General features: G+C 56.9%; 14 protein-coding genes. 8 read left to right on the plus strand and 6 right to left on the minus strand.

Translation table 11 applies throughout. The annotated features are described in order from the left end of the window. Positions 1 to 2 precede the first annotated feature (2 nt). The 4 genes from KP707_RS03460 to KP707_RS03475 all read right to left on the minus strand — a co-directional run bounded on the left by KP707_RS03460 (position 3) and on the right by KP707_RS03475 (position 2,861). On the minus strand, positions 3 to 383 hold the full coding sequence (locus KP707_RS03460; RefSeq protein ID WP_099210234.1) for a response regulator: 381 nt from the start codon (positions 381 to 383) through the stop codon (positions 3 to 5). Positions 384 to 386: 3 nt separating this feature from the next. Further along, positions 387 to 1,187, minus strand: coding sequence for an SDR family NAD(P)-dependent oxidoreductase (locus KP707_RS03465; protein WP_064274068.1), 801 nt, complete (start codon positions 1,185 to 1,187; stop codon positions 387 to 389). 157 nt (positions 1,188 to 1,344) lie between these two features. Then, entirely contained in the window at positions 1,345 to 1,932 is a 588-nt protein-coding gene (locus KP707_RS03470) for a CarD family transcriptional regulator (RefSeq protein ID WP_046899564.1), read from the minus strand. 53 nt (positions 1,933 to 1,985) lie between these two features. Further along, positions 1,986 to 2,861 (minus strand): bestrophin family protein, encoded by an 876-nt coding sequence (locus KP707_RS03475; RefSeq protein WP_064274069.1) that lies wholly within the window; start codon positions 2,859 to 2,861, stop codon positions 1,986 to 1,988. A gap of 234 nt (positions 2,862 to 3,095) precedes the next feature. On the opposite strand from KP707_RS03475, the gene KP707_RS03480 reads away from it, so the two are divergent. The 3 genes from KP707_RS03480 to KP707_RS03490 are packed head-to-tail and all read left to right on the plus strand — an operon-like array spanning position 3,096 to position 5,835. After that, positions 3,096 to 4,211 carry an S-(hydroxymethyl)glutathione dehydrogenase/class III alcohol dehydrogenase gene (locus KP707_RS03480; protein WP_211506680.1) on the plus strand — a complete coding sequence of 372 codons (1,116 nt, stop codon included), beginning with the start codon at positions 3,096 to 3,098 and terminating at the stop codon, positions 4,209 to 4,211. Between the two features lie 2 nt (positions 4,212 to 4,213). Then, complete coding sequence (gene fghA / locus KP707_RS03485) at positions 4,214 to 5,062, plus strand: S-formylglutathione hydrolase (RefSeq protein ID WP_215751547.1); 849 nt, start codon at positions 4,214 to 4,216, stop codon at positions 5,060 to 5,062. Then, the gene (locus KP707_RS03490) at positions 5,059 to 5,835 is read left to right on the plus strand and encodes a ribonuclease T2 family protein (RefSeq protein WP_211506678.1); all 777 of its coding nucleotides are present in this window, start codon (positions 5,059 to 5,061) and stop codon (positions 5,833 to 5,835) included. Before fghA ends, KP707_RS03490 begins: the two co-directional genes overlap by 4 nt. On the opposite strand, the gene hisI is transcribed toward KP707_RS03490, so the two are convergent. Next, positions 5,829 to 6,239, minus strand: coding sequence for a phosphoribosyl-AMP cyclohydrolase (gene hisI / locus KP707_RS03495; RefSeq protein ID WP_211506677.1), 411 nt, complete (start codon positions 6,237 to 6,239; stop codon positions 5,829 to 5,831). The genes KP707_RS03490 and hisI overlap by 7 nt on opposite strands. Then, positions 6,236 to 7,045: a folate-binding protein YgfZ gene (locus KP707_RS03500; protein ID WP_211506676.1), complete on the minus strand. Its 810-nt coding sequence runs from the start codon at positions 7,043 to 7,045 to the stop codon at positions 6,236 to 6,238. Before KP707_RS03500 ends, hisI begins: the two co-directional genes overlap by 4 nt. Positions 7,046 to 7,323: 278 nt before the next feature. Here KP707_RS03500 and KP707_RS03505 point away from each other — a divergent pair, with 278 nt between their 5' ends. From KP707_RS03505 to KP707_RS03525, 5 genes are read left to right on the plus strand one after another with little or no spacing between them, the layout of a single operon-like run. Further along, positions 7,324 to 9,642: an adenylate/guanylate cyclase domain-containing protein gene (locus KP707_RS03505; RefSeq protein ID WP_215751546.1), complete on the plus strand. Its 2,319-nt coding sequence runs from the start codon at positions 7,324 to 7,326 to the stop codon at positions 9,640 to 9,642. Beyond that, positions 9,639 to 10,454 (plus strand): ABC transporter permease, encoded by an 816-nt coding sequence (locus KP707_RS03510; protein ID WP_046899556.1) that lies wholly within the window; start codon positions 9,639 to 9,641, stop codon positions 10,452 to 10,454. Before KP707_RS03505 ends, KP707_RS03510 begins: the two co-directional genes overlap by 4 nt. A 1-nt stretch (position 10,455) precedes the next feature. Next, positions 10,456 to 11,184, plus strand: a complete 729-nt coding sequence (locus tag KP707_RS03515; RefSeq protein WP_064274077.1) for a hypothetical protein — start codon at positions 10,456 to 10,458, stop codon at positions 11,182 to 11,184. Next, on the plus strand, positions 11,184 to 12,137 hold the full coding sequence (locus KP707_RS03520) for an MlaD family protein (RefSeq protein ID WP_211502242.1): 954 nt from the start codon (positions 11,184 to 11,186) through the stop codon (positions 12,135 to 12,137). The genes KP707_RS03515 and KP707_RS03520 overlap by 1 nt, the downstream gene beginning before the upstream one ends. Continuing rightward, positions 12,134 to 12,958: a hypothetical protein gene (locus KP707_RS03525; RefSeq protein WP_211502144.1), complete on the plus strand. Its 825-nt coding sequence runs from the start codon at positions 12,134 to 12,136 to the stop codon at positions 12,956 to 12,958. The genes KP707_RS03520 and KP707_RS03525 overlap by 4 nt, the downstream gene beginning before the upstream one ends. Positions 12,959 to 12,972: the final 14 nt, after the last annotated feature.

Genomic DNA, 12,972 nt, shown 5'->3' on the forward strand with positions numbered 1-12,972 from the left:
TGTTATCCTGAAACAGGTTCAGCCATCTCCCGAAGTGCTTTCAGAATGGCTGCAAGCGAATAAGGCTTGGAGATAAAGCGGGCCAGAGCCGGATTGTCAGAGGCTTCATCCCGCCGAAGGTCCCCATGACCACTAATGTAAATCACGGGGAGATCAGGCCATTTTTCTCTGGCCTGATGGCTGAGGCTCATGCCGTCGCCATCAGGAAGAGACATATCTGCCACGAGAGCATCAAGGCTGCGTTCAGCGGAAATACAGGCAATGGCTTCCGCGCAGTTACTGGCTTCCCTCACTGTAATCCCACTGTCTTGCAGAAACTCCACAAGACAGGTCCGGATCAGAAAATCATCTTCAATGATGAGAACAGTGAGGGAAGATGTCATAAATTACGAGGACCAGTTCTTTTCAAAGTCACCATACAACGTCAGGCCGCCATCAACAAAGAGGGTTTGACCAGTGATGTAGGTGCTGTCTTCGGCGGCCAGGAATGTGACGGCATCCGCGATCTCACGTCCTTCACCCGGGCGCTTCATCGGAATGTGGTCAGCCACGTTCTTGTACTGCTCTGGATCGTTGATCCAGGACATGTTGATCGGCGTCACGATTGCGCCAGGCGCAACAGCATTTACGCGGATGCCACGGCTTGCATATTCCAGAGCCAGCGTGCGGACGATGTTGCCCACGGCGCCCTTGGAGGCGGAATAACCAAGATAATGAGGCTTCGGGATGATCTGGTGCACAGAGGAGTTCACGATGATCGCGCCCTGAATGCCGTTTTCGAGCCAGTACTTGATGGCTTCGCGGCAGGGCAGCATCACACCCGTCACATTGACGGCCATCACGCCTTCAAAGTCTTCCAGCTTGATGTCTTCAGACGGGGAAGGGATCTGGTAGCCTGCATTGCAAACCAGCACATCCAGTCCACCCATGGCCTCAATGCTTTCGCGCATCAGGCGGCGGACGTCTTCTTCCTTAGAGATGTCACCCGTGGCGATCGGGTGTTCACCGCCAGAAACCTTTGGAAGCTTGTCGCGGACAGCAATCAGCTTGTCTTCCTTGCGGCCATTCAGCGCAACCTGAGCGCCTTCTTCTGCAAAGCGTAAGGCTGTTGCCTCACCAATACCTTGGGACGCACCCGTAACGAGTACTTTCTTGCCGGCGAAACGATTGCTGTAAGGGGCGGGCATAGGTCCTCACCTCTCCTTGAACGTCAGTGATTTAAAGATGGGATAGGGCATCCGGGAGCGGCCTTCCGTGTCGCCAACGCGGAAACGGCCTGAAGGATGCTTTTCAAACTGTGATGTTTTCGTAATTACGCGAAAACATCACAGAATTCTGGAAGGCTCAGGCGGCCTTCATGGTCTTGGTCAGGCTCTCGAGGACCGTTGCGGGGTCCGTATTTTCGAGAACGGCAACTTCCGCAACAAAGCGCTCCTGTGCAGCTTCGAAAAGCTTACGCTCGGAGAAGCTGCCATCAAGGCTGTCGACGTTACGACGCAGGTCACGAAGAACTTCCGCAATCTGGATCAGATCACCGGAGTTGATCTTTTCCTGATAGGCGACAGCACGGCGGGCCCACATGCCTTTGCTGACATGCGGCTTGCCCTTGATGACCGTCATCGCCTTGTCCACGATATCCCGCGTCACGATCTTGCGGAGGCCAGCCTTACGGGCCTTCGCAAGCGGAATGCGGAGCATCATCTGGTTGCCGGGGAACGAGATCTGGATCATCTCGATCATGGTATCGGCCACTTCGACCATACCAATCTTTTCCACGCGGCCTACGCCATGGGCGGCATAGACGATGGAGTCACCTTCGCTGAACGGGTCAGTGCCGTGTTCAGGGTCGGTTTGACGAGCGGTGTACTTGGCTGCGGCACGAGCCATTTCGTCGGTCATGCCGCCCTTCGGGGGGGTCTTGAAGGTGTTCATAGCCACGGATGATACCAGAAAAACCCCCTCCTGTCCTGCACTATCATGTCCAATCAGGGCTGAACGCCGTGCTTGGACTGAATGATGCCAGGAGCAGGCTCTCCAATCGGCTGAAGCAGGTCACGCTCGATTGTCCGCGCCATCGTGTGCATCGGGAGGGCATGAACGCTGGCAATAAACGGTTCCTGCAGGTCACGGCCACTGCGATCCAGCATCTGGAACAGAAGCCCGATGACACTGGAACCAAGCGGCGTAATCCACCCAAGGGTCTGCACGGCAGAAAGCGGCAGAATGATGCAGAAAAGATGCGTCGCGATTTCGGGAATGACCGAATACTGCACCGGAAGCGGCGTATTGCGGATACGTTCAAGACCGCCCTGCGCATTGGCGATATCAGACAGGATGCGGTCCACGGTGCCATGAACGGCGCCGTCAATATTCTTGAGAGCCACTTCCTGCTGTACACCAAGGCCAATTTCGTAAAGCAGGGCGTTGGCCGTGTTGGAGCAGGCGAAGACTTTTTCACGGATGTCGGACGGAAGGAGGCGATCTACTTCCTCGCCCGTCTTGTCGCCACGCAGAGCTGCGCGCAGGACGTGCGGGTAGGCTGCCATCAATCTGGCCAGATCGGGCCGGCCGCCGAGCAGGGATGCAGCCTCACGGCCAAACGACCGGCAGTTGTTCGTGATGGAGCCCCAGAGGGTTCGTCCTTCCCACCACCGGGCATAGGCCGCGTTATTTCGCATGCCCAGGAAAATGGCCAGTGCGGAGCCCATGAGAGAAATTGGCAGCGCTGGCTGGTCCATCCACTCCTGATGATAGATCTGGAAGAGAATGACGACCACGAGGTCCCAGAGCGCCAGAATCAGAAGAGGTGGCAAGGACTCTCTGAAAAGAATGGCTAGCCCGTGTTGGCGATTGACGATCAAGCCTGTGCTCCTTGCCTGAAAACGGTATGGCCGGTGAAACTAACCGTGAAAAGTGTGACCGGCCAACACCAAAAGATGTCCACTCTCTTGCACTCTTTTGCCACTCGAACCGGAAAAGAAACCTTTCGAGCATCAAGTGTTAGGGCATGAGAAGAGTGTAAAGCGTAACGCGGCTCTTGCGTCCCGTTTCCCTCATGAGACACTTTGTACACATATATCAGGGAGCCAGTTCAGATGGATGTCATCGCCGCGATTGCCTTTGAGGCCGGAAAGCCTCTTGAAATTGACACCGTGCAGCTTGAAGGCCCGAAAACGGGTGAAGTTCTGGTCGAGATCAAGGCGACTGGTCTGTGTCACACGGACAAGTACACGCTTTCTGGTCAGGACCCGGAAGGCCTCTTTCCGGCCATTCTCGGGCATGAGGGTGCGGGCATCGTTTGGGAAGTGGGGCCAGGCGTCAAACATCTGAAGCCGGGCGACCACGTCATACCGCTTTACACTCCGGAATGTCGTGAGTGCCCGTCCTGCCTGTCTCGCAAGACCAATCTGTGTACGTCCATCCGCTCCACGCAGGGCAAGGGCGTCATGCCGGATGGGACATCCCGGTTTTCATACAAGGGTCAGCCCATCCATCACTATATGGGGTGCTCGACCTTCGCGAATTTTACGGTTCTCCCGGAAATTTCCCTTGCGAAAATTCGTCCTGACGCTCCGTTCGACAAGGTCTGCTACATCGGTTGCGGTGTCACGACTGGCCTCGGGGCAGTCATGTTCACGGCCAAGGTGGAGCCGGGATCGACTGTCGCCGTGTTTGGGCTTGGCGGGATTGGCCTGAATGTCATTCAGGGCGCTAAGATGGTCGGGGCGACACGCATCATCGGTATTGACGTCAATCCGGCCCGGGAGCAGATGGCCCGCGAGTTCGGCATGACGGACTTCGTTAACCCCAAGGACCTGGGCCCGAACGGTGATCTGGTGGGGCATCTGGTTGAGATGACCGGCGGCGGCGCAGACTACACGTTCGAATGTGTGGGGAATGTCACCCTTATGCGGCAAGCTCTGGAAAGTGCTCATCGTGGCTGGGGTGTGTCTTGCGTGATCGGCGTGGCCGGGGCAGGGCAGGAAATCAGCACGCGCCCATTCCAGCTTGTGACGGGTCGCCGCTGGATCGGTTCAGCCTTCGGTGGGGCGAGAGGCCGCACGGATGTTCCCAAGATTGTGGACTGGTACATGGATGGACGGATCGACATTGATTCCCTCATCACCCACAAACTCAAACTTTCCGAAATCAATCACGGTTTTGACCTCATGACGCGCGGCGAGAGCATCCGCAGCGTCGTGGAGTATTGAGCATGACTGATGTTGAGACGCTTGGGCAGCATGCCTGTTGTGGCGGGTCTGTCCGTTTTCTGAGGCATCAGTCGTCTGAACTGGGCGTACCTGCAACTTTTGGGATTTTTCTGCCCAAAGAGGCTCTGGCAGGCGAAAAGGTTCCGGTTGTTCATGTTCTCGGCGGTCTGACCTGTACGCACGAGACTTTTCTCATCAAGTCCAATGCCGTTCGTTTCGCTGCGGAACACGGCATTGCGCTTGTGGCACCTGATACGTCTCCGCGGAACACCGGAACAGCCGGTGAAGATGATGAATATGACTTAGGAACCGGGGCTGGGTTCTACGTGGATGCGACGCACGAGCCATGGAGTGCCCATTACCGGATGGAAAGCTACATCCGGAAGGAGCTTCCCGCTCTGACCGAAAGCCTGTTTCCGCTGGATGGAAATCGACGCGGGATCCTGGGCCATTCCATGGGCGGCATGGGGGCTCTCAATCAGGCCCTAAACCATCCGGAATTCTGGAAAACAGTTTCAGCCCTCGCGCCCATCTGTCATCCCAGCGTTATTTTCTGGGGGCGAAAAGCCTTTGATGCCTATTTCGGCGGAGACCCTGCGAAGTGGAAGGAATGTGATCCCACGTTTTTGCTGCGGAGCGGGCATAAGCATCCAACGTCAATTCTCGTGGATCAGGGGCTTCAGGATCAGTATCTCGCTGACCTCCGTCCAGACGCCCTTGTTGAAGCGGCAAAAGAATGTGGGCAAGCGCTGGACATGCGCCGGCATGACGACAGTGACCATTCGTATTGGTTTATCCAGACCGTCATTGCTGATCATCTGAGCCATCACGCCAAAGGACTAAAGGCATGAGACGTCTTGTAGTTGCCGCCCTGCTTGTTCTGGGGGGCTGTGTCTCGTCTCAGGCTCCTGTTGGGCCAGCTTTGACCCCTGTCACGCATGCGGATTTCAGCCACGATACACTGGCCCTGACCTGGCAGCCCGGCTTTTGTGCAACGGGCGGAGGATGCCTCACAGGGCAACCGCATAACCATCTGATCGGGCTACATGGGCTCTGGGCATCCGAGCCGCACGCTCTGGAAGCGCAGGCAGTGCCAGTGCAGCAGTGGTGGATGAAGGGGTGCGATATTTATGACCATGACGACGCGCCGCCAAAGCTTCAGCCTGCCACTGAGAATGCGCTGGCAAGCGTTGTGCCACACCTCAAGCACCCGCTGCATGTGCATGAATATACCAAGCATGCGCGTTGTTTCGGATATGACGCTGACAAGTTCTTCGTCACATCCATGATCCTGCGGGATCGTTTTGCTTCTTCAGCTTATGGACAGTGGCTCGCACAGCATAGCGGCTTTCAGGTAAAGAAAGACGATCTGCTGTCGATGTTCGTGCAACTCACGGGCGTTCGGGAGGAAAGAGCGCTTCAGTTTCAGTGTGAGCCTGACCACGAGGGTCGAGTTGTCCTGACGCAGTTCTGGTTCACTCTGGACCCGAAGAAGCTTTCAGTCTTCCCGGGGAATGGTGCTTATCTTTCGTCCCCGCAGGTGCAGGACAATTGCCCGGCAACGTTCATGATGCCGGGTTGGCCGCTGCCAGGAGCAGCGGTGCCGGTTAACGTCAGTCAGTGACCGTATAGTTCTTTGGTGCTGATTTCGGGCTGTGTGGTGTCGCGCAGCCCGTCTGGTGTGACGCCATGATAAAAACAGCTGCGACGCCCGGTGTGGCAGGCGACACCAGTCTGATCCACAATCATCAGCACGGCATCCATGTCACAGTCCAGTCGGGCTTCAATAAGATGCTGCTGCTGGCCTGACGTTTCGCCTTTGCGCCAGAGAGACTGTCGGCTCCTGGACCAGTAACATACACGTCCCGTCAAAAGCGTTTCCCGCAGAGCATCCGCATTCATCCACGCGAGCATGAGAATGACGCCTTTCGTATCCTGCGCGATGGCGGAAATCAGACCATTCGCATCGAACTTCGTCTGGCTGACAATGTCATCGACGACGGCGGGGGCAGGCGGGGTATAGGTCACGAACGCATCTCCAGAGGGAACCAATCAGGCCACACAACGGAGACTGGTTTGCCCTCAAAAGCAAGGTCTGGCGACAGCCACGCTTCACGCCGGAGGAGGGCCAGAGCGTGCGATCCATGACGTGAGCGCAATTCACCGACCTCTTTGTCACCCATCGTGAGAATGCCGCCTATTTCCGGAAAAGTACCGTCTTTCACCGTGACTGGCAGGATGCGGCGGCGGAGAAGGCCACGATAGTGGGTGCGGGCAGTTAACTCCTGCCCCATGTAGCAGCCTTTCTTCCATGACACGCCGTGCAGCAGGTCCAGATTGGCTTCCAGCGCGAGCGTTTTTTCACTCTCGAAGTCGTCCGTGTCGGGAAGGCCAAGAGTGAGGCGTCGGTCCAGCCAGTCATGGCCCTGTGGGGTTTCGACAGGTGGCTGGGAGACAATCGCTCGCCACCCAGCATTCTCGCAGCGTGGGTCGGGCGCGGAGCAGAGCGCTTCAGGTGGTATCGTCTCAGTGGCACCAACAATGACATGCAGTGCTGTCAGTTCAATTTTGACATCTGCGCGCAAACGAAAGCGTGACAGCTTTTTGACCAGCATTTCTGCATGCTCGGACGGACAGTCCATCAGAATGCGATCGCCATCGCTGAAGAGAAAAAACTCGCTTAGCCATCTTCCCTGCGGCGTCAGAAGGGCGCTCCAGACAGCGTTACCAGGTGAGAGGGACTGAACGTCGTTCGTGATCAGCCCTTGCAGGAATGACGCTCTGTCAGCGCCTGAAAAAGTCAGAACAGAGCGGTGGGGGAGCAGTTCAATCATGGGAGGCACCGGGGCATGCGTGAATGAAAGGCGGGGCAGTATGATATGCTGCCGACTGAAGACGAATAAAAGAGGACTTGTACGATACGGATTAAGCTGTCTCTTTGTACAGAGCAAGAATTGACGAAAGTTTATTGGAAGCAGGCAAAAAACCTGCTGGTTCGAGCGTTCGTTCAGTATCGTATGGGTTGCGGTAGATTAATCGGCAGGAGATATTGGCATGTCAAAGCCTGTCAGAAATACCATCAGACTATCCGTGCTTCCGGAGTAACACGCCCTTGTCAGCTGCCGAGATTGTTGATCCGACACGTAGCCCAGCCAGTAGCCGGCAAAAGGTTCTGCAGTTTCTTGGGCCTATTGTTGGTGTGCTGCTGGTCATTGCCGCCATTATTGCGATCAGTCTGCACAACTATCGGACCACCCGTCAGGGCGCGATTGCGCTTTCCTCGGACCTGCTGCGCAGTCAGCAGAAGTATGTGACGGAAGAGGTCCGGAATTATCTGTCTCCCGCATCTGACAGCGCCAGCATCGCCCCAGACATGTTTGGTTCACCGCTGACGGACGCGTCACCAGACTCGTTCATGCTCTATGGCCGTTCCATGCTGGCTCATACGCCGCAGGTGGACAGCTTTTATCTGGCCAGTGACCAGGGCCAGTTCTGGATGGTGACACGGCACGGTAAGGACTACGAGCAGACCCATTTTCAGGTCGAGAATGGTCATGAGGTCTATCGGCACACATACGTGGACCAGAATGGCACGTATCTGGGCACGGCATTTGATCCGGCTGACAAATATGATGTCACGGCGCGTCCATGGTTTCAGGGCGCCATCAAAAGGATTGGACGGGGAGACGGAGCGCTCTACTGGACCAACCCTTACGCATATTTAGCGGCTCGCGAGTTTACCATCACCGCGTCCATTGCCTTCCCGATGAAGGATGGGCACCACGCGGTTTTTGCTACCAATATCTCCCTGAACCGGCTGACGTCTTTTCTTAACGAGCTTCAGGTTGGTCGCAGCGGTCGAGCTGTGATCGTGGACATGAAGGGGCAGATCATCGCCGGGCATAATATGGGCGAGGATGGGGCGGAGCCGTCCTTCGATCCCGCCCATATGCAGCTTGATCCGAAGACGCAGCCTGTTTTCATTCGGGCTCTGAATACTTTCAGGGTCAAAGGACCGGGGCCGGGCCTCGTGACGGCGCGCAACAAGAATTACGTGACCATCGCCGCAACGCTCCCCTTCGTGCACAGGCGCTGGGTTCTGTTGCTGAATGCGCCAGAAAACGACTTCTCGGATTTTGCCGTTACGGCGCGCCGTCAGAACCTCTGGTTTTCGGCACTGGTCGTCGGGCTGGCCTCTTTGCTGGCGCTTGGTCTGATCATACAGGGGCGGCGTATCGAACGCCTGCGCAAACGGCTTGAAATTGGTCGTGAGCAGATGCGCGCGGAAAATGCCTCTTTGTATGAAATTGCCAGTACCCCGGATCTGTTTGAAGCGTCGCATGATGTCCCGATCCTGACCGAAGCTCTGGCAGCGCGGACCGGCTCCCGTCGGGCCAGCCTCTGGCGATTGCTGCCGGACGGAGAACGTCTGCTGTGCGAGGACGCTTTTGATCCCGTGCGGGATGTTCACAGTACGGGCATCGAGATTACGAAACGCGAGCACAGCAAGCTTTTCGATGCTTTGATGGAAGGGCATTCCCTTTTCATTGAAGATGCGCGTCAGGATGAGCGCAGTCAGAATTTCCAGCGCATCATCATGCGATCCGTCGAGGCCAAGTCGCTCGTCTTTCATCCGGTTATGCGTGGGCATCAGGCTGTTGGTGTTATTGTTTTGGAAGACCCCTCCAGAGCAGATGCGATGGAGCATATTGTCGCGATTGTTTCGTCTGTCGTGGCACTACGGTTTTCTCAGGCTCTGGATCAGGGCGACCAGCAGGCTGGGGCGCGTCCGAGCGTGTCGCATGAGCTGAAAGACACGCGTTACGATGAGGGCTTCCTCCTGCCACCAGGTTCGGGTGTTCAGGACGGCGTGGTGCCAAGTGGGATTTACCCGCAGGTGCCGGTTATGGTGATTTCCTTTGCTGATCCTTATTCAATGGATAGCCACAGCGCCGAACGTGCCATGAAAGTTGTCTCGTCGCTCAGCGAGGATATTCAACGCATTGCCCGAGAAACAGGCCTGTTCTCTGTTCAGGTGGTGAGTAACCGTCTGGTGCTGGTTGGCGGATGTTCGCAGGAGCCCGATCCAGGTGCCGTGCTGCGTCTGGCAGATGCTGCGGTCTCCATCCGTGAAGCCTGCCTGTCCCTGCTGGCGTCCGTAGATATTGATCCGGTCTTCCGCGTGGGCATTGATGTTGGGCCTGTTATGGCTGCGATGCTCGGCAAGGAGCCGTCCGTCTTTAATCTGTGGGGCGAGGCTATCAATGTGGCTGAGCTTCTGGCTGCCAGCGCGCCAGATGCCGGGACAATTCAGGTTTCGGAACAGGCCTATCTTCAGCTTCGGGAGCATTTCCTCTTCAGAGCCCGGGGCATGTTCTATCTGCCAAACAGCGGCGTGACCCGCAGCTTCATTCTGGCAGGGCGGCGATGAAAACCCGCTTCGATCGTATTCCGCGCGTGCAGAATGCCTTGGGCACTCTGGGGCATTTTACCCGGACCCAGATGCGGTTCACCCTGATGGTCATTGGTGCTTCCTGGGGCGTTATTCGTGTTGGTCTGTCACCGACGTCATGGCGCCGGACTGTGCGGATCGAATTCTGGCATTCCCTTCAGCAGGCCACAGGCGGCGGTCTTCTGAGTGTGTTGGTGACGGCCGCTCTGACAGGGTTCGGGATTGTGGCACAGGCCGTTTACTGGCTGGGTTTTGCCGGGATGGCCCAGATGACGGGCTCGATCCTGTCCACCGTGATGGTGCGGGAGATTGCTCCGGTGCTGGTTGGCGTCATTCTTCTGGGGCGTTCCGGGATGCTGATGTTGACGGAACTGGGTACCCTGACGACGGGTGGTCAGATGCGTGTTCTGACGGGCATGGGGATTGACCCGTTCGTGGCGTTTCTGCTTCCGCGAAGTCTCGCCATGACCATCAGTGGGTTCACGCTAGGCATCATCTTCAGTTTGACGGCATTGCTGGTCGGTTATGCGGTGTGCCGTGTTGAAGGTGTCATCACCATGCCGGTCTGGGCGTTTCTGGATCAGGTGGTGAGCAGTATGCACCCGGTCGACTATTTCGCCATTCCGGCCAAATTCATTTTCAGTGGCTTTGCGGTGGGTGTGTGCTCGTGCCTGTCGGGAATGGATGCAACAACCGAAGACGATCTGTCGTCTCTGATGCCTCGAGGATTTGCGCGTGGCATTCTGTCCATCATGACGATTAATGTCGTCCTCAGCGTCTGGCTCGGTTGATATGGCCGACGAAAAGACAGTCCCGCCTGCTGAACTGAACATCCTCGATCCTATTCTGGAGTTGCTGGATGCTCGTCCACGCTTTGACGGCAGTGGCCTGGCCTCTGTCCGTTATAACCTGCGTTTGAATCCGGGTGACTGCGCCCTGATTGAATGTCGGGATATGCAGCAGGCCAGCCTCTTTGCCGATATGTGTGTCGGGCTAGTGGACTTGGATGATGGGATTGCCCGCTGCATGGGGCTTGAATGGTCTGATCTGGATGAACGCCGGGCTGCGGCCTTGCGGGGGCGGATCGGGCGGATGGTGGCCAATGGCGGGTGGATCGACCTGTATGGCACTCACATGAACATTCTCTGGCCACAGCTGCATCATACTCGGGTGCCCGAGGAACGGTTGATGCAACAGGCCGTGCAACTGGGAATGCAGTTTGGTCTGCCCGGCCTGCCGGTCGTTTCTCCGGGCAAACTGTCTCCTCTGGATCGTTGCCGCGCGGACTGCGTGCGTGCGTTTCTGGGGGAGCCTGCACTTCTTCTGCTGGAAAACCCGATGGGAAGTGCCAACCCTCCGCTCATGAACGCCTTTCTGTCTGCGCTGACGGATGCGCGTGACCGGGGTTGTGCTGTTGTCTGGCTTGCCCCGAATGACAGCGGCTGGGGAGCGTATGAAGCGGATGCGACCATTCGCCTCCGACTGTATGATGATGGACTGTTTTCGATGCGAGGGTCTTGATGTTTCGCGTACGCCGCCCTGACACTGCCCGCCCGCTTTTCCAGAACCGCTATGCGGATGAATGGGTGGGATTGCTGGTCCTTGTGACCATCGTCCTCTTTGCTGTGGCTGTGGCAGAAGCCGGCTTTCTCAAGCAGTGGCTTACACCCGAAAAGAAGATCCACTTTGTCCTGCCGGAAACCGGCGTGGCCGGGCTGGCTATTGGTGACGACATTGAGATCATGGGCGTGCATGCCGGTGAAATTCGCCATCTGGATTTGAACAGCACTGGCCGCATGTATGCCGAGGGCTATATCGAGCCACAGTTTGTGCCCTTCATCCGTCAGGATAGTGCTGCGGTGATCCGGCATCGTTTCGTGGTGGCCGGTGCCAGCTATATCGAGTTAGGCCGTGGACGTGGGGAAGACATGGACTGGGGCTATGCCGTGCTGAACGCAACGGTAGAAGCAAACCCGGCAGACGTGATTACCCAGACGGTTACGGACCTGAGAAACAAACTCGTCCCTGCAATGGATAGCGTTCAGGCCATTACCAGGCAGGTCAACGACATGCTGACGGACATGCGGGCTGGCAAGGGCACGGTTGGCGGCCTTCTCTCGAAGGATGATACCCTTCAGAAAGCCAATCAGGCGCTGGAAAATCTTACAGAAGTTATTGCCCGCCTTCAGCCGATTGAAAAGCAGCTTGGGGGTGTCATGACGAAAGCTGATGGCACGATGGATAATGCCAAATCGGCCACGGATACTCTTCGCAAGAGCATGCCGCAGGTGCAGGAAACGATTAACCATACCAGCGCCGCAACGGCCCAGCTTCCTGCGCTCATCACGCAGGCGGAAGCGAGTGCCAATAGCCTCCGCAAGCTGACAGATCAGCTCAGGGGCCTATGGCTGCTGGGTGGTACAGCGCAGAAAGCTCCGAGTCATCGTCTGCCAGCGGAGGCTGTCCGTCCATGAAGCGTATGATTCTGCTGTGTCTTGCCATGGCAAGTTGCTCGTCTGTGACGAAGGGCCCTGATCCGGACCAGGCTTATGAAAACGCCATGGACACCGGGCGGAGCACTTTTGAGCTTGGACATCCGGACCAGTCCGAAAGTCAGTACCGTGCGGCGATGGACCGTGCCCTTATCCGGGATGATGCTGCCCAGATCCATGATGCGGGCTTCAATCTTGCGACGGCCCTGCTGGAAGAAAACAAGCCTGCCGATGCTTTGACAGCGCTCGATCGCACCGGAAAAGCCCTGAGGCTGCGTCAGTACAGTCAGACCAGTGATCTGGAGCTTGTCAGAAGTGCAGCGCTCTATCGGCAGCATGATCTGACGGGTTCTGAGGCGTCCGCGCGCGTGGCGCTTCAGTCGCCTGATGTGGGTATTCGCAATCGTGCGGCTTATCTGGCTGGTTTGGGGGCTTCGGATCAGGGTGATACAGCGCAGTTGACCCGCATGGAAGCATTATTGGCTCCCTCAAAAGAGCCTACTGCTATGCTGGATCATCAGGATCTGGCGGCCCGTCTGGCACTCCTGAATCATGCGCCAGCACTTGCGCTGGAACAGGCCATGTCCCTGACACAGAAGAGACGGGATGCGCAGGACTATGAGGGAATGCGGCGTGCTCTGCTTGTCGCGGCTCAGGCTGCTGAAGCACAGGGTGACATGAACACCGCTGCCGCTTTACGACAGCAGGAACTCTCAAGCCGAAGTGTGCAGCAGACTGGCCATGTGGAGAAAGCCTCCATCACGGTCTCTGCCGTGAGTGCGCCTGCAGCAGCCATTCGCTGATCAAGGAAAAACTT

Origin of the sequence: Gluconobacter sp. P5E10, from assembly GCF_018812145.1 — a bacterium.
Classification (GTDB): Bacteria; Pseudomonadota; Alphaproteobacteria; order Acetobacterales; family Acetobacteraceae; genus Gluconobacter; species Gluconobacter cerinus.